Source organism: Marinomonas sp. NPDC078689 (genome assembly GCF_044542435.1).
Classification (GTDB): Bacteria; Pseudomonadota; Gammaproteobacteria; order Pseudomonadales; family Marinomonadaceae; genus Marinomonas; species Marinomonas arenicola.
Genome location: NZ_JBITUJ010000015.1, coordinates 545 through 25,781, shown reverse-complemented (window position 1 = coordinate 25,781; position 25,237 = coordinate 545). Strand labels below are relative to the sequence as shown.

Below are 25,237 nucleotides of genomic sequence, written 5' to 3'. Positions count from 1 at the left end.
TTAAAGTGAGTTAGGCCAGTTCAATGCGTATATTGTCGATTAAACGTGCGTTGCCTAGGTATGCCGCGGCCAAAATGACCAGGCTTTTCTCTTCTTCTGACGGTGTTTGTAAATTATCTTGTGCGCGGATTTCGAAATAATCACGACGGAAACCAGCCGCTTCAAGCTTCTGTTGAGCTTGTTCGCGAATGTCCTCGTGACTCGCACGGTTTTCTAATAGCGCGTCTTTTGCCCACAACAAGGTTTGGTACATGGCAGGGGCGATGCGTCTTTCTTCTTCTGTTAGGTAGCCGTTACGCGAACTCATGGCTAAGCCATCATCGTTACGCGCAATATCGACGCCAATAATGCGAACGTTAGAACTTAGGTCGCGCACCATATCTTCAATGACTTTAAGTTGCTGAAAGTCTTTGTTGCCGAATATGGCACAGTCTGGCTGAACAATGTTAAACAATTTTGTCACAACGGTGGAAACACCAACAAAATGTCCTGGGCGAGAAGCGCCACACAAAATATCAGATAAACCGACAACTTCGATTTGTGTTTGGCTGCGTTTGCCATCTGGGTACATTTCTTTTGCGTCTGGGGCAAATAAGTACTGACAGCCATTGGCCTCAAGCACTTTTTTGTCTTCTTCTAGTGTTTTTGGGTAGCGCTCTAAGTCTTCGTTTGCGGAAAATTGCATAGGGTTAACGAAGATGGAAGAGACCACTACATCGCCTTCTGTCACCGCACGTCGAATAAGGGACATGTGGCCATCGTGCAAATTGCCCATGGTTGGCACGAACGCAATGCTTTTGTCTTGTAGGCGTTCTTTTTTTAGTGCGGCACGAAGTTCAGCAACTGTGTGAAAGGTTTTCATGATTTAAATCCGTGTTCTGCTGCAGGGAATTGTTGGTTTTTTACTTCGTAAACATAGGCTTCAAAAGCGTCTTGGATACTACGGCCGTCGGTTAAAAAGTTCTTCACGAAACGAGGACGTTTGCCTATGTTGGCCCCCAGCATGTCGTGCATAACCAGCACTTGTCCATCTGTGTGTGGGCCTGCACCAATGCCGATAGTCGGCACGGAAACCGCGTCTGTTAGGGTTTTACCAAGCTCAGTTGGAATGCATTCGTAAAGCAATACATCGGCACCGGCTTCGACCAAAGCAAGCGAGTCTGCGAGTAATAAGTCTGCCGCTTGCTGGCCTTTACCTTGTACTTTGTAGCCGCCGAGTTTGTTAACAAACTGAGGCGTTAGACCCAGATGCGCACACACAGGGATGCCACGATTACTGAGCGCTTGAATGATGTCTTTTAGCCAAGCAGCGCCTTCTATTTTTACCATGTTGGCACCGGCTTGCATGAGTTTGCCAGCGTTTTCCAGTGCATGTTCGGTGGAGTTGTACGTCATGAAAGACATGTCTGCCAGAATAAAGGCATTGGTGTTGCCGCGTTTGACTGCCGCCGTGTGGTAACACATGTCTTCAATGGTGACGGGTAACGTGCTGTCGTGCCCCTGAATAACCATGCCAAGAGAGTCGCCAATCAGAATAGTTTCAACACCTGCTTCGTTCATGACGTGAGTAAAGGTGGCATCATAGCTGGTCAAACAGGTGAACTTTTCTTTGTTTTCCTTCATTTTTTGAAGATCAGACAAAGAGATTGGACGGCCGAGCTTTTTTTCAGAGTTGTTTGAATACATAGATCATTCTTCTTCTATAGAAACCAAATCGCTGGTATCAAGTTGGCGTAAATGCTCTGCCACGGTTTTGCCGTTAGCCAGAAGCATTTCTGGTGCCAGATCCATAAGGGGACGGATGACGAACCCTCTTTCTAGCATGTAAGGATGAGGAACAGTGAGGCGAGGTAAATCAATGGTCTCATTGTTATATAGCAATAAATCAAGGTCGAGTGTGCGCGGCCCCCAATGACGTTCTCGGACGCGATGGTGCGCTTGCTCAATACTTTGCAAGACGTCGAGTAGTTCGATCGGGGTTAGCTGGGTTCGCACGGAAGCCACTGCGTTGACATAGTCCGGTTGATCCTGAGGACCAACCGGTTTGCTGGAATAGAGTGTGGAAACGTGAAAATCGGCCAAATCTGGGTGTGCAGACAAGTGCTCAATAGCGCTGTGCATTTGAGCTATTGGCTCTTCTAAATTACTACCAAGTCCAATATAAGCCAGTTTCACTCTGGTCCCTCTTATTCTTCAGGAGTTTCTCTTTGCGGTGCATTGCTCTTTTTACGACGACGAGGGCGACGTTTCTTCGGCCCTTCTTTGTCGTTCGCACGAAGGTCAATGCTCTTAATTAGTTCTCTTTGTTCGTTTTCATTGGCAAATTGGAAAGATTCCCACCATGCGCCAAGGCCACCTAGTTCAGTGCCGCTTAATTCGCGAATCAGCAAGAAATCAAAGGCCGCACGAAAACGAGGGTGATCAAGCAAGACAAAGGCACGTTTACCGTAGCGCTTTGGTAAGCGGAACTGCATATCCCAAATCTCACGCATTGGCGTTGAGAAGCGTCTAGGGATCGCAGTAGAAGCCACTTGATTATCCAGTACCATGCTTGCGGCTTGATGAAGTGCTGGAGTCGCAGGCATGCCTTGTGACTGAAATTCTTCATGACGCAGCACAACGCTTGGCCACAACATCACGGCATACAAGAAGTAGGGCGCTGTTGTTTTGCCTGTTTGAAGTCGCTTGTCGGTATTTTCTAAACCTTGAAGGATAAACGCTTCAGGGTTGAGATCGTCACGTTTCCAGCCGCTAACCAGCAGTGCTTCTGTGTCAGGGAATAAGTACTTGAATAAGCCGTATTGACGTAGCAGATGGAAGGTTTTGATGCCGTTGCCGCTGCCAAGTAATTTGAGGACTTCTTCAAACAAACGGGCAGGCGGAATATGGTCTAGTAAATGCGCCATTTCTTTGATCGGGGCGGCGGTTTCTTCGTCAATATCAAAGCCTAATTTACCCGCGAAGCGAATCGCACGTAACATGCGTACAGGGTCTTCTTGGTAGCGTTGTCTCGCGTCGCCTATGATGCGAATTTTTTTATTCGCAATGTCTTCTAGGCCGCCACAATAATCGTGGATGCTAAAATCTTGGACATTGTAATACAGGGCGTTAAAAGTAAAGTCGCGACGTTCGGCGTCTTCTTCAATGCTGCCGTACACGTTGTCACGTAGCACGATGCCATGGGCAGAGCGGGCTGAGTCTTTCCCTTTCAGGGACTCTTGTGGCTTGCTTGCACTGTCTTCTTGAGCGGAGGGTGCTCGGAAGGTAGAGACTTCGATAATCTCACGGCCAAATGTCACGTGAACAAGGCGAAAGCGTCGGCCAATGAGTCGTGAATTTGAGAAAAGGTCGTGGATTTCTTCTGGGGTCGCGTTCGTCACGACATCGAAATCTTTCGCGTCAACACCAATAAGGTGGTCGCGAATACAGCCACCAACAAGGTAAGCATCGAAGCCAGCTTTGTTTAGGCGATAGAGCACTTTGACTGCGTTCGGGCTTAAATTTTGGCGAGATAAGCTGTGATCGCTGCGCGGAATAATAATGGGGTAAGTCTGAGCCTTTGGGGAGGCAAAGATTGAGGTGGCTTTACGTACCAGAGATTTTAATCCTGTAAGCATTAGACGACAAATTTTAGTTAGCGAAAACTGTATTCTACACGTGTGGCTAAAAAGTTACACGAGTATTAGAGTATTCAAATTGGAAGATTTTAGTGTGACGAGCGTAGGGGGGAAGCGATTATTCAAAAACAAAATAATCGCTTTGGATACATGAAGATACTAGTTCCGAAAACAAAGTGGGTGCTGCTTATGCAGTTCTACTCAGGTTTTATTTTTATTATTGCAATGTTTTCATTGCCCGAAGGCTTCTATATCTAAAAAAATCAATTATCCAAAGCGATTTTCTATCCATAGCCTCAAGTTTTTATTTTTGTTTTAAGAGGCTACGGTGTTCTTATATTTTATTTTTATTGTTAAGAACTTACACACGACGACTAACTTATTCTTATTCTTGGTCAATCTTATTATCGTTGTGATCTATATAAGGCATTTCTTGTGCCAAAAATGATAATTCATTGAATTGTATAGGATTTGCCATTTTGTTGTTCATATTTTTTACAATATCTTGCTTATTTTTTGTGTTATTTGGTAACAAGTGTTACTTATTATTTGTTACTTTTTTGGGTATGCCAAGTTTTTGTCGTCTTTCCCACAAGCTTTTTCTAGAGATGCCCAAAGATTGTGCAAGTTGGGTCTCGGTCATCTTGTGTTGGTGCGTCAGAACAAAATGTTTGAAGTAATCGTCCAGCGTGGTGCCATCTAATGGTGTAGATAGTTCAGCGCTTGTGGTGTTCGCTTTAGGGCTGGCTAAATGGCTTGCTAGCTTTAGGTTGGCCGCCTCTACTCTATGAGTAGGGCTGAGAATAACGGCGCGTTCGATGGCGTTTTCGAGCTCTCGTACATTGCCAGGCCAATTGTGGGCGCGAATCGCTTTATCAAACTCTTTGTTGTAATCCAACGCGGCGCGATTGTGTTTTTTGCAGGCCTTTTCAAGCAGGAATTTGGCGATCATAGAAATGTCGTCGCTGCGCTCACGTAAAGGCGGAATAAGCAGTTCCATGACATAGAGGCGGTAATACAAATCTTCTCGGAAATAGCCCTTGCGGACCATGTCGATTAGATCTCTGTGTGTCGCCGTGACTAAGCGGACATTGACCTTGGTCGATTGAATGGCGCCCACACGGCGTATTTCACCTTCTTGCAGGACGCGCAATAATCTAGCTTGGGCTTCAAGGGGTAGCTCACCTATTTCATCGAGGAAGAGTGTGCCATTGTCCGCTGCGAAAATAAGCCCGTCGCGGGCAGAAACCGCACCGGTAAAGGCGCCTTTCTCATGACCAAATAACTCTGATTCTATTAGGTTTTCTGGGATGGCGGCGCAGTTTACGCTGATCAAAGGGTTGTCATGTCTGGTGCTTAAATTATGCAGGGCTTTCGCCACCAACTCCTTACCGGTTCCTGATTCGCCGCGGATCAGTACGGTCACATCTGTACCAGCGACTTTTCTGATGTCGCTGAAGAGTTCTTGCATGGGAGGGCAGTTGCCTATAATGCCGCTGTCTAAGGCGCCTAAGTTTTCCGCTTCCTCTTCTTTTTCGGAGCGCGCAAACAAGAGTGGCGCCGCGAGCTCAGGTTCTGATTCGGCGTTTTGTTTGTGTTGTGGCGTGGTGTTTTCTAAGGCATCAATAACGTGTTTTAAAAGCTGTTCTGAGTCAGTCGGCAAGGGGAGATAATATTTTGCACCCATTGCCATCGCGTCTATACCGTTATTGAGGCTAGGGCGAGCGTCTAAGACTAGGCGCGGCGGTGTGCCTGCTAGTGCCGATTGGGTGTTTTCTAATGCGGCTAGAATGACTTGATCAATCAGCAAAAGGTCAAAGTCTGCCAGCTCGTAATACTTGTTCGCTTGCTCAAGGGAGTAGCTTAAGTTGACTTGAAATCCGTAGCGAGAAAGCCAGCGGTCTGCGTCTTTGAGTGGTGAGTCTTCAGGACAGATTATCATTATATGATGCATTTCAGGTGTCACCTCTTGTAACCAATGTAACGATTATACACATCGGCCGGTTAACAGCTAGAGCAGAGTAGGTGTGTCTGTGCTGGAAGCCTTATAAGAAGTGAAGATCTTCTGGTGCAATGACGGTGGTGGTTTTTTGAGCGAGTCGCTGAGGTTGCCATTGTTGAACCGCGAGGTTCAGCGCTTCTTCTATATTGCTTGCTTTGTCTGCGTTGATGTCTAGGTAGCTTAGCGCGCGTTTTAAGGTGGTTAAATCGCCGTTTAAAATGGCTTTGGCATGATTTTGCTTGCTGATTTTCTCGGCCGCTTGATTGACGACAAGAGGTATGTGGCCAATGGCCGGAGCTTGCCAGCCGAATAAACGGTAGAGGTGCAGTTGTTGTGCGGTGGTTTCAATGAGGTCAGCGCCACGCACTAGGTGGGTAATGCCTTGCAAATGATCGTCGACCACAACCGCGAGCTGGTAAGAGAAATAACCGTCTTTACGTTTGAGTACGGGGTGGTTGCCATCCAGATCGTCGGGAAAAAACATGTCGCCTTGAATAAGATCTTGGTACTGGTACTGTTCGCGATTAATTTTGAGTCGCCAAGAGTGAGGGTGCTCGACATCGCTTTGACAGATTTGCGGGTGTAAACCGGAGAAGGCTTGTAATGATTGTCTCGTGCAATTACAGGGAAAAGCATGAGCGGTCTGCTTAAGCTTGGTTAAATACGTTTCATAGGTGGCGGAATGCTCACTTTGTAAACGTACCGGCTCATCGCTGATTAATTGATAACTGGTTAGCGTGGCGAGAATCTGTTGTGTGAATTCAGGGCGACAGCGAATCGCATCGACGTCTTCTATGCGGACTATCCAGGTGCCGTGATGGCTCCTTGCATCCACATAGCTCGCGAGTGCAGTGACAAGCGAGCCTAAGTGGAGTGGGCCGGTTGGCGAGGGAGCAAAACGGCCACGGTAACTTGATGAAATCAAATTAACCGCCGATTTGTTTCTCTTTGATTTCGGCCAATGTTTTGCAATCGATGCACATGGTCGCCGTTGGGCGAGCTTCTAATCGACGGATGCCGATTTCAATGCCACATTCGTCGCAAAAGCCGTAGTCATCTTCATTGATTCGCTCAATGGTTTGAGAAATCTTCTTAACCAATTTGCGTTCACGATCGCGCGCGCGCAGTTCTAGGCTGAATTCTTCTTCTTGGCTGGCACGGTCATTAGGATCTGCGTAGTTTACTGCTTCTTCCTTAAGGTGGTTAACGGTGCGGTCAACCTCTTCCATTAGCCCCTGCTTCCAGTTAAGCAAAATGCTTTTGAAATGCGCCAACTGGTTCTCGTTCATGTATTCTTCACCGTCCTTAGCAACGTAAGGTGTGAAGTCCTTCATTAATGATTCCGGGTTCGTACTTGGCATACGCATTGCCTCATTTCGCAGGTTGCCCTTTATGGTAACCTGTAAACTATAAAGATTAAGTGGTTTATTTTTCGGCCGGAAACTTACCAGATAATTTGGCGTTAAACCACATTTTTTGCGCAAATATTCATGAAAATGTTGAATTAGGTTGAGAAACAGATATGTCTAAGCAAAAGTTAGCCTCGCGAGTTGAGAAAATTTCACCATTCCAAGTCATGGCTGTGATGGAGAGAGCAAAGCAGTTACAGGCGGATGGCAACGATGTAATACATCTTGAAGTAGGCGAGCCTGATTTTGTCGCGCCACAAGCGATCAATGACGCGGGTATTCAGTCTATTGAAGACGCTAAAACAGGTTATACCTCAGCGACTGGGCTACCGGAATTAAAGCGCAAAATTAGTCAGCATTACCAAACGCGTTATCAAGTCGAGGTGGCGCCTGAGCGGATTATCGTGACACCGGGAGCGTCTGGTGCCTTGTTGTTGATGGCGTCCTTGATGGTAAACGAAGGGGATGAGGTGTTGATGCCTGATCCTTGTTATCCATGTAACCGCCATTTTTTAATACAGGCTGGCGCTCAAGCGAAGATGATTGAGACCTTACCTGAGCAGGCGTTTGAAGTGGATCTTGAAGCTCTGCCGTCTTACTGGAGTGAAAAGACATCAGGGCTTTGGTTGGCTTCTCCGTCAAACCCTACTGGCGCTGTGTTGAGCAAGGAATATCTCGCTCAGGCTTGGCAGCAGACGCAAGCACTAGGTGGTCATCTGTTGGTGGATGAAATATACCAAGGGCTGGTGTTTGAAGGGGACGATTTTACGGCCTTGTCGATTGATGACGATATTTTTGTGATCAATAGTTTTTCTAAGTATTTTGCCATGACTGGCTGGCGACTAGGTTGGATCGTGGTGCCCGAATGGGCGATTGAAGGGGCGACTAAACTGGCGCAAAACTTGTTTATTTCGGCCTCTAGTGTGGCGCAACACGCGGCTATTTCGGCTTTTGAGCCTGCGGTTCTTGAAGAGTGTGAAACTCGACGCCAAATATTAAATCGCCGTCGTTTAACATTATTAGAAGGGCTGGAGCGCATTGGTTTGCCTGTTGTGGCGCCAGCACAAGGGGCATTTTATGCCTATGTGGATGTCTCAGGCATTACGGATGACGCCATGTCATGGTGTTTGCAATTGCTGGAAGAAGAGAAGGTGGCATTAACACCAGGAGCGGATTTCGGGCTTAAAAACGCCCATAAATATGTGCGCTTTGCTTATACCTGTGATGAATCGCGATTGAATGAGGCACTGGCTAGAATTGAACGTTTTATCCAATCCTAGCAAGCGCTTAGACGCGGCTAATAAGTGTTAGCCGCGTCTTCTCATTAAGAGAATGCCGGACAGCAAGCAAATAACAATAGGAATACTGACACCGACGGCAGGTGGAAAGCCTGTTGCGACGCTCATGCGGCCAAATAGGTTGAGGCCGTTTTGAAACGCCAAACCAATCATAACGCCAGAAAAGATCCGCCCACCCATGGTGGATGATCGTAAAGGGCCGAAAACGCTAGAAAGCGCGACCAGTACTAAAGCAATGCAGGCGATAGGGCGCAGGGCTTTGCTCCAGAATTCAAGGGCATATTGCGCGCCATCTTGCTTTTGTGTTTCCAAATACAGCTGGTAAGTACGCAGCTGGCTTAGTGACAAAAAGTCAGGCTCTTGCGATGCTAGGTACAGATGCTCAGGTTTGATGCTAACCGACCACTTCTCAGAGGGAAGTGTTTGTACTTTAATGTGGTCTGGGTAGAACACGGTCTTTTTCACGTCCGCTAATAGCCACTGTGTGTCATTGATGTGAATGGCGGATTTTGCATCGGTAATGCTTTTTAAGTGCTGCCCGTCGGGTGAAAAGATTTTAATGCCGTACAGCTTGCCAGAACGATCTGCTGCGTTAATGTAGACAAAGTTATTGTCTGCTTTGAGCCAGACACCACCGGTTAAGGCAAAATTCCCTTCTTTTTGATCTTGTAGTTTCTCCACTAGGTTGGCTTTTTGTTCCGCGACAGGGGCCACAAATTCGGACAGTCCCATGCCAAATAAGGCAACAAAGATAATCGGTTGGCAGGCGGACAGACCAATGCGCCAAATCGGCATGCCGGCAGCGCGCATGACCGTTAATTCAGACGTTGAGGCCAATGTCCCTAGGCCCATTAGAGTGCCAATAAGCGATGAGATTGGAACGTACTCTGCAAACTTACCTGGCAGGCGGTATAAGAGCACCTGAAGAATAGACTGCACAGTATAGTCATCGCTTACTTTCTTGATTTGATCGATAAACGCGATGGCGGTATCCAGTCCAAGAAGTACAAACATAACGACTAAGAAGGACCAGAGAACACTGGTGGCGACGTATCTGTCTATTTTATTCATTACTTAGACTCGTATCTTGAGGGTCCGGCGATTGCGCGTTTGGTAATCGCGCATTTTTTCGACTAAACATCTGATTGTATTGGACAAACAGTCCTATTGCGATGCAGAGGAATATGCCATGAATCCACCAAAGTCCCAAATAATCAGGGATTTTGCCTTTTCCTATGGCCGTTTTTCCCCAAATTAACAGGGCCATATAGAGAATCATGAGTAAGATGGCGGGCAGCATTTTGAAGAAACGTCCTTGCCTTGGGTTAACCTGACTCAAGGATAAACCAATGATCGAAAGGATGGGGATCATCACAACCAAGGCGATTCGCCATTGCAGTTCTTCTTGGTCTTCTGGGTCAGCGCTGCCTAATAAAGACAAGGTGCTGCGTGTTTCTGGATCGGTTATCGACGCTTGCGGGGCGCTTTCCATACGCATCGCATACGTATCAAATTCTGTTACCCGATAAGTGGCCGTTCCGGGCACGCCTTCGTATCGTACGCCGTTTTTAAAGACCAGATAATTTTGGCCGTTTTTGGAGTCCATTTTGATTTCTTCGGCGTAGGATGCGAGCATCTGAACAGGAATGGATTTGCCATTTTCTCGCACAAAGTCGGACAAGAAAACATCGTTCATCCAACCTTCGTCAGGGGTAAAGCTGTCAATATAAGTGGTGCGTTGCCCATCGCCTTGGAAGCGTCGCGGCAATAAGAAAGAGAAGGTAGAGAGTTGTCCCTGTTCATCGGCGGCTTTGACGGCGTGATATTCGCTGGTTGGCGTGAGCCAAAAGTTTAATCCCGCGCTAAGGGCCAGAACGATGCCTGCAATTCCTAACGTATAACCGGCTAATTTTAACTTGCTGATGCCGCTTGAAAACAACACAGACATTTCATTTTCAATATAAAGGCGGCCAAAGGTCAGTAGCAGCGATAGGAAAAACGCAATCGGCAAAATGATTTGAACAAACGATGGGATATGAAAGCCGAGAATCGTAAAAAGGAACTCGAAGGTCATTTTTCCTTCGGTCGCTCGCCCTAAATAGGATACAAAACGGCTGCTTAAAATAACGAGAAGTAAAATTAGCGTCACTCCGGCAGTTGACACTAACACTTCTTTCGCCAAGTATCTGAATAGTCTCAAAGTCACCTCAATTGGATGCCGCAACGTGCGGAGAGTTGATTACAAATCTAAAGCCCCCATTATCTCGTGGTAAGAAGGACATTATCCAGTTTTTTTTAAAAAGTTATTATTTTGAGGAATCTCTCATGAATACGACATTATTTGATCGCGCCTCTGCGGTTCAAGCAGACCTACTTGTCACCTTTGTGCCAAGTGAAGGTGCGTTCCCTGAGTCTACTGCTTGGGTTGATGGCAATGCAGATGGCCAGTTGTCACAATTGCGAGAAAGCGGCGTTTTCAAAGGCGGTTTAGCGCAAACATTATTGTTACCAAGCGTCACCCAAGATTTTGCTCAGCCAGTGTTATTAGTGGGTATTGGTAAAGAGGCTGAGTTGAGTGATATGCAAGCGCGCAAAGTCATTGCAGCGGTAGCGGCTCAAATCAAATCCCTGCCATACGCTACGGTAGCGCTTGCTAGCCGTGCTCTAGTATTGAAGCAGCGTTCACAAAGTGAAGTAACGGCATTGATCGCGCAGTGGCTGAATGAAGGTTTCTACAACTTCCTAGGCTTTAAGCAAGACGACGCAGAGAAAAGCACGAAAGTCACCAATCTATTGATCGAAGGCGATGACGAAGCGGCGCTAGCGATTGGTACGGCAACGGCAAACGGTTCCGCGTTTGCTCGCCAGCTAGGCAATCTGCCAGGTAACGTATGTACACCGAATTACCTTGCGTCGAAAGCACAACACTTTGGCGAAGAATATGGCATTGATGTTGAATTGCTAGATGAAACCAAAATGGATGAGTTAGGCATGCATTGTCTACTGTCTGTGGGTCGTGGTAGTGATCAGCCAAGTTATTTGATCGTGATGCATTACCGTGGTGGCGAAGCAGATGAAGCGCCTCACGTCTTGCTGGGCAAAGGGATTACCTTCGATACGGGCGGTATTTCGTTGAAACCAGGTCCAAAAATGGACGAAATGAAATACGACATGTGCGGTGCAGCGAGCGTATTCGGCACCATGAAAGCCATTTGTGAATTGAAGCCTAAGCTTAACTTCACGGCGGTTGTTGCTGCGGCTGAGAATATGCCAAGTGCGCGCGCGACCAAGCCTGGCGACATTGTGAAAACCATGTCTGGTAAAACGGTTGAAGTGCTTAATACCGATGCCGAAGGCCGTCTTGTCTTGTGTGATGCACTGACTTACATCGAACGCTTTAAGCCTAAGTCTGTGGTGGATATCGCGACTCTGACAGGCGCTTGCGTTGTAGCACTAGGCAGTGTGAACTCTGGTATGTACGCAAACGATGATGCGGTTGCAGCGTCATTGAAAGAAGCCAGCCAGATTTCTGCCGATAAAATTTGGCAAATGCCTCTTAACGAAGAATACCAGCAACAGCTTGATAGTAACTTTGCTGATATTGGCAACATTGGTGGCCCAGAAGCGGGTTCTGTGACCGCGGCTTGTTTCTTGTCGCGCTTTACCGGTTCTTACCCTTGGGCGCACTTGGACATCGCGGGTGTGGCGTGGAGCGGCGGCGCGGCTAAAGGCGCGACGGGTCGTCCTGTTGCTCTCTTGACTCGCTACTTGTTGGATAAAGCCAACTAAGCACAGCGTTGTTACTACGATAATCTTTTCTGAAAAGCAGCAATGGTGTCCATTGTTGCTTTTTTTATGCGTCAAAACAGTAAGGTAAAGCGTTCGAGTGGGTTTTTCGAGACAGGTTAAAAGGCGTCCTTTGCGGCTTGTTAAGCGTGAGAGGGTAGACATTTTAAGCCTTGAGTGCGAAAGTTGATGGAATAAATTCCGATCAATTAAGCCTTGTTGTTTATTTGTTATCGCTTCTGTTTCTTTATTTACTATTTTATTGGTTAGTGTCTTATGCCTGATTTAGCCTCACAAATTGAAGAGAGTGTTCTGGACGACCTTGCAATAGATGGCTCTGTTTTAGAGGGCAGTGCTTTTCAGGACGCTGAATTCACAGACAATGAGTTTGAGCCTGATGAAGACACCTTGATTACGGCGCTGCGAAACCAAGACGATATTCCAATTCTTATGGACATAGTCGCTGAGAAATTGGCGGCATCAGCCAGTCAGGAAGGTCAGCTTTCTGAGGCAATGGAAGGTTTTAGTAGCGCTCAAAATGACGCTATTCCAGTATTATTGAAGGAAGAGCAAGCGACACCATTGATTGAGCCTGAAACAAGGCTTGAAAGCATGGTTGAAACAACACAACAAGACAGTGAAGCAGACGACAGGCAGGCGCTCATTGCACAGGCAGTGACGGCCGTGCTTGAGAAACGCTTGCCGGATCTCGTGCAAGAAGTGCTTCAGGCGATGGACGAATTATCGACGCAAGAGAAATGAATGACGCGATTGGCAGATTCGAGACCATCGACCAGCCTCAGGTTATTCTTTATCTCGCGATGACGCGCTATAATTCACCAAATTCAATTTACCTCTCTACAAGAGCTTTAAGACACCATAATGGAAAAGACCTACCAACCACAGAGTATTGAACAACCTATTTACAAACGTTGGGAAGAGGGCGGCTATTTTGCTCCTCAAGGCAACGGCACCCCTTTCTCCATCATGATTCCGCCACCAAACGTCACTGGCAGTCTGCACATGGGGCATGCGTTTCAGCATACCTTAATGGACGCTATGATTCGTCGTGAGCGAATGAAGGGCAAACGCACTTTGTGGCAGCCAGGCTGTGACCACGCTGGTATCGCAACGCAAATGGTTGTAGAGCGCCAACTGGCGGCTCAAAACACCACACGTCATGACCTTGGTCGTAAAAATTTCCTAGAAAAAGTATGGGAATGGAAAGACCAGTCAGGCGGCACGATTTCTGATCAAATGCGTGTCTTGGGTGATTCTGTTGATTGGCAGAAAGAGCGCTTCACAATGGACCCAGGTATGTCTGCGGCGGTACAAGAAGTGTTTGTACGCTTGTACGACGAAGGCATCATTTACCGTGGTCAGCGTCTTGTTAACTGGGACCCAGTTTTGCACACGGCCATTTCTGATTTGGAAGTTATCTCAGAAGAAGAAAATGGCTTCATGTGGTATTTCCGTTATCCATTAGCAGATGGCGCGACAACCACCGATGGTAAAGACTACATAGTGGTGGCAACGACTCGCCCAGAAACCATGTTTGGTGATGCGGCGGTGGCGGTTGCACCGGATGATGAGCGTTTTACAGACCTTGTTGGTAAGTTCGTTGAATTGCCGCTTGTTGATCGTCGTATTCCTATTGTCGCCGATGAGTATGTCGATAAAGAATTTGGTACTGGTTGCGTGAAAATCACCCCAGCCCATGACTTTAATGACTACGAAGTTGGTAAGCGTCACGACATGCCGTTAATCAACATCTTAACGGACGATGCGACCATCAATGACACGGCGCCAGAAAAATACCGTGGTATGGATCGTTTTGTAGCGCGTAAAGCCGTTGTTGCAGACTTTGATGCGTTAGGTTTGTTGGAAAAAGTAGCCGACCATAAGTTAAAAGTGCCTCGCGGTGAGCGTGGCAATACCGTAATCGAACCGTACCTGACTCAGCAATGGTATGTGGCCGTTGAAACCTTGGCCAAACCAGCTATTGAAGCGGTTGAAAACGGCGATATCCAATTTGTGCCTAAGCAGTGGGAAAATACCTACTTTGCTTGGATGCGTGATCTGAACGACTGGTGTATCTCTCGTCAGTTATGGTGGGGACATCAAATTCCAGCTTGGTACGATGCAGACGGTAAGTTCTACGTCGGTAAAGACGAAGCGGAAGTCCGTACTAAGTACAGCCTAGCCGATGATGTGACACTGACCCAAGACGAAGACGTATTAGACACCTGGTTCTCTTCGGCATTGTGGACCTTTGCGACTCAAGGTTGGCCTGAAGAAACCCAAGACTTTAAAGAGTTTAGTGAGTCGGATGTGTTGGTCACCGGCTTCGATATTATTTTCTTCTGGGTGGCCAGAATGATCATGATGACTCTGAAGTTCACGAAGAAAGTACCTTTTAAAACGGTGTACATTACCGGTCTAATCCGTGATGAACGCGGTGATAAAATGTCGAAGTCGAAAGGCAACGTAATCGATCCATTGGATTTGATTGGCGGTATCGATATTGAATCCCTTGTTAAGAAACGCACTTACGGCATGATGCAGCCGCGTCTTGCTGAAAAAGTAGAGAAGAATACGCGCGACACCTACCCAGAAGGCATTCAAGCTTATGGTACCGATGCGCTTCGCTTTACGCTTTGTTCTCTTGCTTCTGGCGGTCGTGATATCAAGTTCGATTTGAATCGACTTGAAGGCTACCGTAATTTCTGTAACAAAATTTGGAACGCTACCCGTTACGTTCTGATGAACACAGAAGATCAAGATTGTGGTCAAAATGGTGCGGATGTTGAGTTGTCATTGGCGGATAAGTGGATCATTTCTCGCTTACAACATACGGAAGATGCGGTAAATCGCGCGTTTGAAACTCATCGTTATGACCTTGCTTCACAAGCCCTGTATGAGTTTATGTGGCACGAGTACTGTGATTGGTACTTAGAGTTATCTAAACCGGTACTTTGGGATGAAAATGCCACGGCCGCTCAGTTAACAGGAACACGCCGTACCTTGGTTCGTGTGTTGGAAACCTTCTTGCGTTTGGCGCATCCAATGATGCCGTTCTTAACAGAAGAAATTTGGCAACGTGTGGCACCATTGGCCGGTGTTGCAGGTGACACTGTGATGGTGATGGAATACCCAGAAGCCAACGAAGCGAAAAAAGACGCGCAAGCTGAAGCCGATATTGAATGGCTGAAAGGGGTGATTGAAGGGGTTCGTAATATTCGTGGAGAAATGAATATCGCGCCATCAAAACCTCTGGATGTATTATTCCGCAATGGCACTGAACAAGACAAAGCTCGCTTAGACGCCAACCTGGCTTTCTTGCAAAAATTGGCCAAGCTAGAAACCATAACCTGGTTGAACGTAGGCGATGACGCACCTATGTCGGCGACGGCGTTGGTCGGCGATATGGAAGTCTTGGTGCCTATGGCAGGTCTGATTGATAAAAATGCAGAATTGGCCCGTTTGCAAAAAGAAATAGATAAGGCGACGAAAGATTTAGAACGCATTGAAGGCAAATTATCAAACGAAAGCTTTGTGGCGAAAGCCCCAGCGGCTGTGGTCGATAAAGAGCGTGCGAAGTGCGACGATCTTCGTCTGACAGTAAGCAAACTGGAAGAACAAAAAGCGAGCATTGAATCGCTATAAGTAAGTAGTAATGCCAGACATGTTTTGTGTCTGGCATTCGTTGCATTCTATAAAAATAAAAAAAGAGGCAATACGTAATGGAAAGAATTTCTGGAAAAGTAAAATGGTTTAATGACTCTAAAGGCATTGGCTTCATCAAAAGAGAAGCGGACAGTGATGTCTTTGTGCATTACAAATCCATTTTATTGGACGGCCATAAAACGCTAAAGAAAGGTCAATCTGTGACCTTTGAATTGGCTACGACTGAGTTTGGTCATCAGGCGATAGAAGTCCGTTTAGAAGAAGAGTCGTCTTCTGCTGTGCAAGAAGACGAGTATCGGACTGCGAACGCGTAACGGCTTACTGGTTTTTTTCGAGTAGCATTTTGTGCGCAAGCTTAACAAAGTCTACCGGCGTTAAAATGCCCAGTAGCTTGTTGTTTTCGACAACCGGTAAGCAGCCATATTTATTTTCGATAAAAAATTCGGCTGCCGTATCCAAACTGACACCTGGTTCAATAGTAAGAATGTCTTTATTCATTACTTTGGAAACAGGTGTTTGCTCTTCTTTTTTCGCCAGTTGCTGAGTGCCAAATTGACTGACTAAGTAGAAGGCATAACGAAGGTATTCTCGTTGCGTTAGCATGCCAATGCATTCACCGCTTTGATTAACAATTGGCAAGTTACGAATGTTTTTGTCGTGCATGAGTTCTTTTGCTGCGGCTAACGAGCTGTCTGCTTCGAGTGTGGCTAAATTTGTCACCATCAAATCTGCAACGGTTATCATAGTTTGAGCTTCCTTTTTTCCCAATTTTTATTCCAGCAAGTGTGGTGCAAGCTGTCTTCAAAAGCAATTATATTGCCATGAGTCAAATCAACAATAGGGCGAGTAAATGATCAGCGATGAAGAGTGGATGGCGAAAGCGCTATTATTAGCAGAGCAGGCGGCGGCCGACAGTGAAATTCCGGTGGGGGCGATCGTTGTTTTGGACGGTGAGGTGATTGGCGCGGGTTATAATTCGCCTATCTCACAATGCGACCCAACGGCTCACGCTGAGATCCAAGCGCTTCGCGATGCCTGTCAAAAGGTGAATAACTATCGCTTAACTGGAGCAACGCTGTACGTCACATTAGAGCCTTGTTCTATGTGTGCAGGTGCCATTGTTCATTCTCGTGTGGCGCGCGTCGTGTTCGCGGCCACCGAACCCAAAAGTGGTGTTGTAGAAAGCCAAGGTGCTTTTTTTGAGGCGCCATTTTTGAATCATAAAGTCGAAGTGAGTGGTGGTGTATTGGCGGAAAAAGCCTCGCTGCAACTAACACAGTTCTTTCAATATCGCCGTGAGCAAAAAAAGAAGCTCAAACAATTGGCGAAAAAGGCCATATAGTCGTTTTTTTTCTGCATTTAGTGCAGAAAATTCAGACACTGCTGGCCTCTATTTGGGTCATTGATTTAAAATACCCGCACCATTTCCCCCAAAACTACCAAGTGAGGCAATACTCGACATGCTAACCCTGCATGGTTCCGCAGCGCTATCAGCGTTTCGCAAGGCAAAGTTGTTGGCCAACATGAAAGCATCTGTACCATCCGTAACGGACGTAGATGCGCAATTTCTTCATTTTGTTGAATTGCATGACGGCCAAGCGCTTTCTACAGAACAAGAAACCGTTCTTCAGCGCGCTTTAGCCTACGGTCCTAAATCCTCCCAAGTCAGTTCATCTGAGCAAAGTGTATTAGTCGTTCCTCGTTTAGGCACGATTTCACCTTGGTCTTCAAAAGCAACCGATATTCTTCACAACTGTGGTCTAGCGACCGTGTCTCGTGTTGAACGTGGTGTGGAGTATTTCATCCACAGTGCGTCACCATTGACACTGAATGAGCTGGATCTGTTGTCAGAAATGTTGCATGACCGTATGACAGAAAGCGTGCTTCCGGCATTGAGCGACGCGTCTGACATGTTCTCTCATGCAGAGCCTGCACCAATGACTGCGGTCGATGTGTTAGCGGGCGGACGAGCGGCGTTGGTTGAGGCAAACCAAACGCTAGGCTTGGCCTTGGCAGACGATGAAATCGATTACCTTGTGGCATCTTTTATTGAGTTGGGCCGTAACCCAATCGACATCGAGTTGATGATGTTTGCGCAAGCAAACTCTGAGCATTGTCGTCACAAAATCTTTAATGCGTCTTGGACCATTGACGGCGAAGAGCAAGAACGCTCTTTGTTCAAAATGATCAAGAACACTCACGAACATAATCCAGATGGCACCTTGTCGGCTTACAAAGACAATGCGGCTGTGATGGAAGGTAGCTTTGCAGGACGTTTCTTCCCTGCACCGGGTACGCGTGAATACGACTTTAGCCAAGAAAACATCGATATCTTGATGAAAGTTGAAACCCATAACCACCCAACGGCAATTTCACCATTTTCTGGCGCTGCAACCGGCTCTGGCGGTGAAATTCGTGATGAGGGCGCGACTGGTATTGGTTCAAAACCAAAAGCGGGCTTGAGCGGCTATACCGTATCCGATCTTAAAATCCCAGGCTTTGAACAGCCATGGGAGAGCGACTATGGCAAACCTTCTCGTATCGTCACGCCTTTGGATATTATGATCGAAGGTCCTATCGGTGGTGCTGCCTTTAATAATGAGTTTGGTCGTCCAAACTTGTTGGGTTACTTCCGTAGCTACGAGCAAAAAATCCAAGGTGCAACACAAGAAGAAGTCCGTGGTTACCATAAGCCAATCATGTTGGCGGGTGGTCTGGGCAATATTCGTCGTGAGCACGTAGAGAAAAAAGAAATCAAAGTAGGCGCTAAGCTGATTGTGCTTGGCGGTCCTGCGATGTTGATTGGTCTTGGTGGCGGTGCGGCTTCTTCTATGGCTTCTGCGGATGGCAACGAAGACTTAGATTTCGCATCTGTTCAGCGTGGCAACCCAGAAATGGAGCGTCGCTGTCAGGAAGTGATCGATCGCTGCTGGCAGTTGGGCGACAACAACCCAATCAGCTTTATCCACGATGTGGGTGCTGGTGGTTTGTCGAACGCTTTACCGGAATTGGTGAAAGACGGTGATCGTGGCGGCAACTTCGATTTGCGCAAGGTTCTAAATGATGAGCCTGGTATGTCGCCGTTAGAAATCTGGTGTAACGAATCTCAAGAACGTTATGTTATGGCGGTATCGCCAGAGCGTATTGAAGAGTTTACTGCGATTTGTGAGCGTGAGCGCTGCCCATTTGCGATTGTCGGTGATGCAAAAGAAGAGCTTCATTTAGAAGTAGCGGATGAGCATTTCGGTAATAAGCCTGTTGATTTGCCAATGTCTGTGTTGTTTGGCAAGCCACCTAAAATGCATCGTGAAGCGACCAAAGCGGTTATTGAAGGCGATGATTTCACGGCAGTAGACGTGGATCTTGTTGAGGCGGCGAAACGTGTTTTAAGTTTGCCAACGGTAGCCAGCAAAAACTTCTTGATCACCATTGGTGACCGTTCGATCACTGGCATGGTGGCGCGCGATCAAATGGTTGGTCCTTGGCAAGTGCCTGTGGCAGATGTGGCGGTAACAACGTCTTCATTAGACAGCACCACTGGTGAAGCCATGACCATGGGTGAGCGTACGCCAATTGCATTGTTAAACGCGCCTGCTTCAGGTCGTATGGCGGTCGGTGAAGCCTTGACGAACTTAGCGGCAGCGCAAATCACTAAGCGTAACCACATTAAGTTGTCTGCTAACTGGATGGCTGCGGCCGGCCATGAAGGCGAAGACGAAAAACTTTACCAAACCGTAAAAGCGGTTGGTATGGAATTGTGTCCTGCGTTGGATATTGCGATTCCTGTCGGTAAAGATTCCATGTCGATGAAGACAGTTTGGAAAGAAGACGGCGAAGAAAAAGCGGTAACCTCTCCATTGTCTTTGGTTATTACCGCGTTTGCTCCAGTAGCAGATGTACGTAAAACCTTAACACCAGAATTGCAAAATAACGCTGATACACGTTTGTTATTGATCGATTTAGGCGCGGGTCAAAACCGTCTTGGTGGTTCTGTTATTGCGCAGGTTTACAACAAATTGGGGCAGCAAGCACCAGATGTTGATAATGCAGCGGCATTGGCTGGTTTCTTTGATACGACTCAAGCATTGAACGCCGCAGGCAAATTGTTGGCTTACCATGACCGTTCCGACGGTGGTGTGTTTGCGACCTTGACAGAAATGTCATTCGCCAGCCATTTGGGTCTGAACATCGATCTTGATGAGACTGTCAGCCAGCGTGCTCAAGTGGCGCCCGCTTTATTCAGCGAAGAGTTGGGTGCTGTGGTTCAGGTCAAGGAAGCGGATGTCGCGGATATTATTGCGGCTTACGCGAAAGTGGGCGTTACTGCCACTTCTATTGCGACCTTGTCTGGCGATGACAGCATTCGTGTTCGTTTTGCTGGTGACACTGTTTTGGAAGAAACACGTATCAACTGGCAGCGTGTTTGGTCTGAAACCAGCTACCGCATTCAAGCGTTGCGTGACAATCCAGAATCCGCTCAACAAGAATTTGATAACTTGTTGGATGCCAAGGATCCAGGTTTGTCTGCTAAGGTAAGCTTCGATCAGAATGAAGACATTGTTGCAGCCTTTGTTGCATCGGGTGTGAAACCTAAGATTGCCGTATTGCGTGAGCAAGGTGTGAACGGTCAGGTCGAAATGGCGGCAGCGTTCCATAAAGCAGGCTTTACTCCGATCGACGTTCATATGAGCGACATCTTGTCTGGTCGTACTACGCTTGATGAGTTCAGTGGTTTAGTGGCGTGTGGCGGTTTCTCTTACGGAGACGTTTTGGGTGCAGGTGAAGGTTGGGCGAAGTCTATTCTTTTCAACCCAGTTGCACGCGAGCAGTTTGAAGCCTTCTTTAATCGTCCAGATACCTTCTCTCTAGGTGTGTGTAACGGTTGTCAGATGTTGTCTAATCTTCATGAGCTTATTCCAGGTGCTGCTCATTGGCCGAAATTTGTTCGTAACCAATCGGCTCAATTTGAGGCGCGTCTTGTGCAAGTAGAAGTTCAGAAATCGAACTCTATTTTGTTGGCAGGTATGGAAGGTTCGCGTATGCCAATCGCTGTGGCTCACGGTGAAGGTCAAACTGAATACCGTGATGATCAAGATATGGCGGCACTGGCGTCTTCATCGCAGATCGCATTGCGTTATGTGGATAACTACGGTCAAGCAACGGAACGTTACCCGTTCAACCCGAATGGTTCAGCAGAGGGTGTGACAGGCTTAACATCAGAAGATGGTCGTGTGACTATCATGATGCCTCACCCTGAGCGTGTTTATCGTACCGTTCAACATAGCTGGCACCCAAGTGAGTGGCAAGAACAAGCACCATGGTTGCGTTTGTTCCAAAACGCAAGAAAGTGGTTAGGCTAAGTTCTTAACGTTAACGTGATCTTGAAAGGCCTCTATTCGAAAGAATAGAGGCCTTTTTTTTGCGGAATATTGTTGGCTTGTTTTCTCTACTGAGTCATTTTTGGATCGGTTTAGCGATCTGGGGTAAAAATAAGTGGCTTGTGGATTGAAGGTGTTAAGAGAAAAGCATAAAAAACCCAGTGTGAAAACACACTGGGTTAAGGGAAATACGGGGGTTACGTATTTCTGAACGCGGGCTGATTAAAGCGCTGGGCCTGCTTTCACAATAGTCTCAGACACTGTTTCAAACTTCTTGAAGTTTTCCACGAACTGAGCAATCAATTTCTGTGCTTGATCTGCGTATGCGCCTTGGTCTGACCAGGTGTTACGAGGGTTCAACAGAACGCTGTCTACACCAGGAACCTGAGTTGGAACATCTAGGTTTACGTCGTCTAGGTGTTCTGTTTCAGCGTCAATAAGAGCGCCAGATTGAATCGCAGCAATCACCGCGCGAGTCGTAGGAATACTGAAACGCTTGCCGCCTTGACCATGCGCACCGCCAGTCCAGCCTGTGTTCACTAGGTAAACTTTGCTACCGAACTCTTCGATGCGCTTGATCAATAGATCCGCGTAAACATCGGCAGAGCGAGGGAAGAAAGGAGCACCAAAACAAGTAGAGAAGGTAGATTTGATACCGCTGCCTGCGCCCACTTCAGTGGAGCCAACTAGCGCAGTGTAACCACTTAAGAAATGATAAGCCGCTGCTTCTTTAGACAAGATAGAAACAGGAGGTAAAACACCGGTTAAGTCACATGTTAGGAAGATGATCGCGTTTGGCTCACCAGCACGGTTTCCAGCTGCACGTTTTTCAATGTGCTCGCGTGGGTAACCAGCACGACCGTTTTGCGATAGTGATGTATCCGCGTAATCGGCAATGCGAGTTTCCGGATCTAGTACAACGTTTTCTACAATCGTGCCGAATTTAATGGCATCCCAAATGATAGGTTCATTTTTCTGGGATAGATCGATGGTTTTCGCGTAACAGCCGCCTTCGATATTGAACACAGTGTCTTTGCCCCAACCGTGCTCGTCGTCACCGATCAAGAAGCGTTCTGGGTCTGCAGACAATGTTGTTTTACCTGTTCCAGATAGACCAAAGAACAAAGTAACGTCTTCGTCTTGACCAACGTTTGCCGCACAGTGCATTGGCAATACGTCGTGAGCAGGCAGTAAGTAGTTTTGTACTGAGAACATGGCTTTTTTCATTTCACCGGCATAACGCATACCAGCGATAAGCACTTTGCGCTCAGCAAAGTTTAGAATAACGCAGCCTTCAGAGTTGGTGCCATCACGCTCTGGTTCACAAACGAACTCAGGGGCGTTGATAATTTGCCACTCACCTTTTGAGGCTGGGTTGTATGTTTCAGGACGGATAAATAGGTTGCGACCAAACAAGTGGTGCCATGCTGTTTCAGTGCGCATGATGACAGGTAGGTAATACGTGTCACCAGCACCAACATGAATGTTTGATACAAAGGATTCTTTTTCATTCAAATAGGCTTCAACGCGATCCCACAAAGGTGCGAATTTTTCTTCTGGGAAAGGGCGGTTAACAGGCCCCCAGTGGATGCTGTCTTTGCTGGATGCTTCTTCTACGATGAAGCGATCCATCGGAGAGCGACCAGTGCGGGCGCCGGTTTCAACAACCAATGCGCCATTGTCGGCGAGAACGCCTTCGCCATTTTGTAGCGCTTTTTCAACAAGTTGTGGGGTTGTCAAATTTGAATGAATTGCTGTTACTTTAGATGCAGAACGCATGTCGTAAAATCCTCAGATCTATAAAATATGGTCTAATTATTATTGTTGTTTTTTATGGGGGAATTAGGTTGAAATCGATAGTAACAAAACAATCTAAAAAAAAATATTGTTATAGCGATATGTTATTTTATTACTTTTTAGTAAAAAACTAATATCTATTAACCTATTGATTTTAAAGTGAAAAGTGCAATTCGTGCTATTTTCGGCCTTCTTTTTTACGCGCTCCTATAATTAGGTTGCTACATTTCTGTTATTTTCTTTCTATTTTGTTGGTATTTTTCTAAAGCGAAATATAATTACTTGGAATATCGAAATACCCTGATTATATGGATAGGGGGATGTTTATGGTAAAACCCTCATTAAAGTGAGGATATCTTCTACAAAACCCCCAAAAAATTCATAATTATTTGCATTTTTCTTGTTTTAGTTGCCCCTGAATCCCCGTGCTTCATGGTAAGATTATTTCTCGAATTCCCCCTCTTTTTAAAGGTTGATCGAACTTATGTTAAAAACGAATCAGAACTGCAATATTGGATTTGTCGGTCTCGGCGTAATGGGTAAAAACCTAGCTTTAAATGTCGCAGACCATGGCTATCGAGTTGCAGGTTTTGATCTTGACGCAGGTAAAATTAAAGACGTTCTTGATACTGAGGAGCGTGAGCGTCCAGACTCACAGAATGAAGCCCGTATCATTGGTTGTTCTAATTTAACAGAACTGCTTGATAACTTAGTGAAACCTAGAGTGATTGTTGTGCTAGTGCCTGCCGGAAAACCAGTAGACGCAGTATGCGACAGTTTAATTGAAGCTGGCCTAGAACCTGATGACATTGTTGTTGATTGTGGTAACAGTCAATGGACGGACACTATCCGTCGTGAATCAGAATATAAAGATCGCCTTAAGTTCTTTGGTACGGCGGTTTCTGGTGGTGAAGTTGGTGCGCGATTCGGACCTTCTCTCATGCCAGGTGGTGATGCGGACTCTTGGAAATATCTACAGCCAATGTGGGAAGCGGTTGCGGCGAAAGTTGACGCAGATGGCAAGCCTATTGTTAGCAATATCCCTGGTAAACCTGTGACTGAAGGTGAGCCTTGTACTGCTTATCTTGGGCCAAATGGCGCTGGGCATTATGTTAAAATGGTGCACAACGGCATCGAATACGCAGACATGCAGCTTATTTGCGAAGCCTACCATTTGTTGCGTTCGCTATTGGGTTACGAGCCTGCTGAAATTGGTAAGTTGTTTGAAAAGTGGAATCAGGGTGTTCTTAATAGTTATTTGGTTGAGATTACCGCAGATATCCTTCAACAATATGACCATAAAACCGGTGCGCCATTGGTGGATATGATTCTCGACAGTGCTGGACAAAAAGGCACAGGTCGTTGGACTTCTATCAGCGCTACGCAAATGGGTGTTCCTGCTGGCATTATCAGCGAATCTGTTTATGCTCGTGCACTTAGTACGTTAACGGCTGAGCGTGAACATGCTGCTGGTATTTTAACGGCGGATGTTGAAAGTGGTGATATTGAAGCGGCAGACGTAGAGAAGGCCATTGAAGAAGCGCTTTATTGCGCTAAGATTTGTGCTTATGCGCAGGGCTTCCAATTGCTTCGAGCGGCAGAAAAAGAATACGACTGGACGCTAAACTTTACGGACATTGCCAAAATTTGGCGTGGTGGTTGTATTATTCGCGCATCTTTCTTACAAAAGATCGCCGATGCCTTTATTGAGAACCCAGCGTTAGACAATCTGTTGGTGAGCGATTATTTCGCGAATGCCATGGCTGAGAAACAAGTCGGCTTGCGTAAAGCAGTAGTATTGGCGGCTCAATCAGGTATTCCAACACCTTCATTCTTTTCTGCACTAGCGTACTTCGATGGCTATCGTTCAGAAGTGTTGCCTGCGAATTTATTGCAAGCGCAACGAGATTACTTCGGTGCTCATACTTATGCTCGAGTAGACGATGATCCGAGTCAGAAATACCATACTTTCTGGCAAGAAGAAGGTCGTCCTGAGCGTAAAGCGTAAAACGCTTCGTTTATAGGGTGAATAGATAAGGCCAAAAGAGACTCCATTGTATTATTCGGTTTTTCTTTGGCCTCATCTAATGATTAGGTTGGTTGAATGTTTTTCTTAGGTAGCTGCTTGAGAAAGGGGTTCAGCTAACTTATTCTGATGTCCTACTGTTCCTACTGTTCCTACTGTTCCTACTGTTCCTACTGTTCCTACTGTTCCTACTGTTCCTACTGTTCCTACTGTTCCTACTGTTCCTACTGTTCCTAC

Annotated in this window: 19 protein-coding genes; 8 read left to right on the top strand and 11 right to left on the bottom strand. The window is 46.6% G+C overall.

The window, feature by feature from the left end; translation table 11 throughout:
- Positions 1-10: 10 nt before the first annotated feature.
- The 7 genes from panC to dksA form a co-directional block, all read right to left on the bottom strand.
- Positions 11-862 carry a pantoate--beta-alanine ligase gene (panC, locus tag ACIGBN_RS16835; protein WP_133004376.1) on the bottom strand — a complete coding sequence of 284 codons (852 nt, stop codon included), beginning with the start codon at positions 860-862 and terminating at the stop codon, positions 11-13.
- Positions 859-1,686 (bottom strand): 3-methyl-2-oxobutanoate hydroxymethyltransferase, encoded by an 828-nt coding sequence (gene panB / locus ACIGBN_RS16830; RefSeq protein WP_133004377.1) that lies wholly within the window; start codon positions 1,684-1,686, stop codon positions 859-861. The genes panC and panB overlap by 4 nt, the downstream gene beginning before the upstream one ends.
- A 3-nt stretch (positions 1,687-1,689) precedes the next feature.
- Positions 1,690-2,175, bottom strand: coding sequence for a 2-amino-4-hydroxy-6-hydroxymethyldihydropteridine diphosphokinase (gene folK / locus ACIGBN_RS16825; RefSeq protein WP_133004378.1), 486 nt, complete (start codon positions 2,173-2,175; stop codon positions 1,690-1,692).
- Between the two features lie 11 nt (positions 2,176-2,186).
- Positions 2,187-3,617 carry a polynucleotide adenylyltransferase PcnB gene (pcnB, locus tag ACIGBN_RS16820; RefSeq protein WP_133004379.1) on the bottom strand — a complete coding sequence of 477 codons (1,431 nt, stop codon included), beginning with the start codon at positions 3,615-3,617 and terminating at the stop codon, positions 2,187-2,189.
- Positions 3,618-4,155: 538 nt separating this feature from the next.
- Positions 4,156-5,571: a sigma-54-dependent transcriptional regulator gene (locus tag ACIGBN_RS16815; protein ID WP_396666710.1), complete on the bottom strand. Its 1,416-nt coding sequence runs from the start codon at positions 5,569-5,571 to the stop codon at positions 4,156-4,158.
- A gap of 91 nt (positions 5,572-5,662) precedes the next feature.
- Positions 5,663-6,544, bottom strand: coding sequence for a tRNA glutamyl-Q(34) synthetase GluQRS (gene gluQRS / locus ACIGBN_RS16810; RefSeq protein ID WP_243712065.1), 882 nt, complete (start codon positions 6,542-6,544; stop codon positions 5,663-5,665).
- 1 nt (position 6,545) lies between these two features.
- On the bottom strand, positions 6,546-6,980 hold the full coding sequence (dksA, locus tag ACIGBN_RS16805) for an RNA polymerase-binding protein DksA (RefSeq protein ID WP_133004381.1): 435 nt from the start codon (positions 6,978-6,980) through the stop codon (positions 6,546-6,548).
- 161 nt (positions 6,981-7,141) lie between these two features.
- Between dksA and ACIGBN_RS16800 the strand changes: the two genes are divergently transcribed.
- Positions 7,142-8,308 carry an aminotransferase class I/II-fold pyridoxal phosphate-dependent enzyme gene (locus ACIGBN_RS16800; RefSeq protein ID WP_396666708.1) on the top strand — a complete coding sequence of 389 codons (1,167 nt, stop codon included), beginning with the start codon at positions 7,142-7,144 and terminating at the stop codon, positions 8,306-8,308.
- A 27-nt stretch (positions 8,309-8,335) separates the two neighbouring features.
- On the opposite strand, the gene lptG is transcribed toward ACIGBN_RS16800, so the two are convergent.
- Together lptG and lptF are read right to left on the bottom strand one after the other, a co-directional pair.
- Positions 8,336-9,397, bottom strand: a complete 1,062-nt coding sequence (lptG, locus tag ACIGBN_RS16795; RefSeq protein WP_133004383.1) for an LPS export ABC transporter permease LptG — start codon at positions 9,395-9,397, stop codon at positions 8,336-8,338.
- Positions 9,390-10,496 (bottom strand): LPS export ABC transporter permease LptF, encoded by a 1,107-nt coding sequence (gene lptF / locus ACIGBN_RS16790; protein ID WP_243712066.1) that lies wholly within the window; start codon positions 10,494-10,496, stop codon positions 9,390-9,392. The genes lptG and lptF overlap by 8 nt, the downstream gene beginning before the upstream one ends.
- A gap of 155 nt (positions 10,497-10,651) precedes the next feature.
- On the opposite strand from lptF, the gene ACIGBN_RS16785 reads away from it, so the two are divergent.
- The 4 genes from ACIGBN_RS16785 (at position 10,652) to ACIGBN_RS16770 (ending at position 16,113) form a co-directional block, all read left to right on the top strand.
- Positions 10,652-12,115: a leucyl aminopeptidase gene (locus tag ACIGBN_RS16785; RefSeq protein ID WP_133004385.1), complete on the top strand. Its 1,464-nt coding sequence runs from the start codon at positions 10,652-10,654 to the stop codon at positions 12,113-12,115.
- A gap of 273 nt (positions 12,116-12,388) precedes the next feature.
- A complete protein-coding gene (locus tag ACIGBN_RS16780) occupies positions 12,389-12,874 on the top strand; it encodes a hypothetical protein (protein WP_396666705.1) in 486 nt (161 codons plus the stop codon).
- Between the two features lie 120 nt (positions 12,875-12,994).
- Positions 12,995-15,778, top strand: coding sequence for a valine--tRNA ligase (locus ACIGBN_RS16775; RefSeq protein ID WP_396666703.1), 2,784 nt, complete (start codon positions 12,995-12,997; stop codon positions 15,776-15,778).
- Positions 15,779-15,855: 77 nt separating this feature from the next.
- Complete coding sequence (locus ACIGBN_RS16770; protein WP_133004388.1) at positions 15,856-16,113, top strand: cold-shock protein; 258 nt, start codon at positions 15,856-15,858, stop codon at positions 16,111-16,113.
- 4 nt (positions 16,114-16,117) lie between these two features.
- Here ACIGBN_RS16770 and ACIGBN_RS16765 read toward each other — a convergent pair whose 3' ends face one another.
- Positions 16,118-16,543: a CBS domain-containing protein gene (locus ACIGBN_RS16765; RefSeq protein WP_396666700.1), complete on the bottom strand. Its 426-nt coding sequence runs from the start codon at positions 16,541-16,543 to the stop codon at positions 16,118-16,120.
- A gap of 106 nt (positions 16,544-16,649) precedes the next feature.
- Here ACIGBN_RS16765 and tadA point away from each other — a divergent pair, with 106 nt between their 5' ends.
- Together tadA and purL are read left to right on the top strand one after the other, a co-directional pair.
- Positions 16,650-17,141, top strand: a complete 492-nt coding sequence (tadA, locus tag ACIGBN_RS16760) for a tRNA adenosine(34) deaminase TadA (RefSeq protein ID WP_396666698.1) — start codon at positions 16,650-16,652, stop codon at positions 17,139-17,141.
- 118 nt (positions 17,142-17,259) lie between these two features.
- Positions 17,260-21,159 (top strand): phosphoribosylformylglycinamidine synthase, encoded by a 3,900-nt coding sequence (purL, locus tag ACIGBN_RS16755; protein ID WP_396666696.1) that lies wholly within the window; start codon positions 17,260-17,262, stop codon positions 21,157-21,159.
- Between the two features lie 240 nt (positions 21,160-21,399).
- On the opposite strand, the gene ACIGBN_RS16750 is transcribed toward purL, so the two are convergent.
- Complete coding sequence (locus ACIGBN_RS16750) at positions 21,400-22,956, bottom strand: phosphoenolpyruvate carboxykinase (RefSeq protein ID WP_133004392.1); 1,557 nt, start codon at positions 22,954-22,956, stop codon at positions 21,400-21,402.
- Between the two features lie 502 nt (positions 22,957-23,458).
- Between ACIGBN_RS16750 and gndA the strand changes: the two genes are divergently transcribed.
- Positions 23,459-24,982 carry an NADP-dependent phosphogluconate dehydrogenase gene (gndA, locus tag ACIGBN_RS16745; RefSeq protein WP_133004393.1) on the top strand — a complete coding sequence of 508 codons (1,524 nt, stop codon included), beginning with the start codon at positions 23,459-23,461 and terminating at the stop codon, positions 24,980-24,982.
- Positions 24,983-25,237 lie beyond the last annotated feature (255 nt).

Bases quoted from the DNA above. Each gene is read 5' to 3' on its own strand.
- panC (WP_133004376.1), bottom strand. From the start codon at position 862: ATGAAAACCTTTCACACAGTTGCTGAACTTCGTGCCGCACTAAAAAAA.
- panB (WP_133004377.1), bottom strand. From the start codon at position 1,686: ATGTATTCAAACAACTCTGAAAAAAAGCTCGGCCGTCCAATCTCTTTG.
- pcnB (WP_133004379.1), bottom strand. From the start codon at position 3,617: ATGCTTACAGGATTAAAATCTCTGGTACGTAAAGCCACCTCAATCTTT.
- ACIGBN_RS16815 (WP_396666710.1), bottom strand. From the start codon at position 5,571: ATGCATCATATAATGATAATCTGTCCTGAAGACTCACCACTCAAAGAC.
- dksA (WP_133004381.1), bottom strand. From the start codon at position 6,980: ATGCCAAGTACGAACCCGGAATCATTAATGAAGGACTTCACACCTTAC.
- ACIGBN_RS16800 (WP_396666708.1), top strand. From the start codon at position 7,142: ATGTCTAAGCAAAAGTTAGCCTCGCGAGTTGAGAAAATTTCACCATTC.
- lptG (WP_133004383.1), bottom strand. From the start codon at position 9,397: ATGAATAAAATAGACAGATACGTCGCCACCAGTGTTCTCTGGTCCTTC.
- ACIGBN_RS16785 (WP_133004385.1), top strand. From the start codon at position 10,652: ATGAATACGACATTATTTGATCGCGCCTCTGCGGTTCAAGCAGACCTA.
- ACIGBN_RS16780 (WP_396666705.1), top strand. From the start codon at position 12,389: ATGCCTGATTTAGCCTCACAAATTGAAGAGAGTGTTCTGGACGACCTT.
- ACIGBN_RS16775 (WP_396666703.1), top strand. From the start codon at position 12,995: ATGGAAAAGACCTACCAACCACAGAGTATTGAACAACCTATTTACAAA.
- ACIGBN_RS16770 (WP_133004388.1), top strand. From the start codon at position 15,856: ATGGAAAGAATTTCTGGAAAAGTAAAATGGTTTAATGACTCTAAAGGC.
- ACIGBN_RS16765 (WP_396666700.1), bottom strand. From the start codon at position 16,543: ATGATAACCGTTGCAGATTTGATGGTGACAAATTTAGCCACACTCGAA.
- tadA (WP_396666698.1), top strand. From the start codon at position 16,650: ATGATCAGCGATGAAGAGTGGATGGCGAAAGCGCTATTATTAGCAGAG.
- purL (WP_396666696.1), top strand. From the start codon at position 17,260: ATGCTAACCCTGCATGGTTCCGCAGCGCTATCAGCGTTTCGCAAGGCA.
- ACIGBN_RS16750 (WP_133004392.1), bottom strand. From the start codon at position 22,956: ATGCGTTCTGCATCTAAAGTAACAGCAATTCATTCAAATTTGACAACC.
- gndA (WP_133004393.1), top strand. From the start codon at position 23,459: ATGTTAAAAACGAATCAGAACTGCAATATTGGATTTGTCGGTCTCGGC.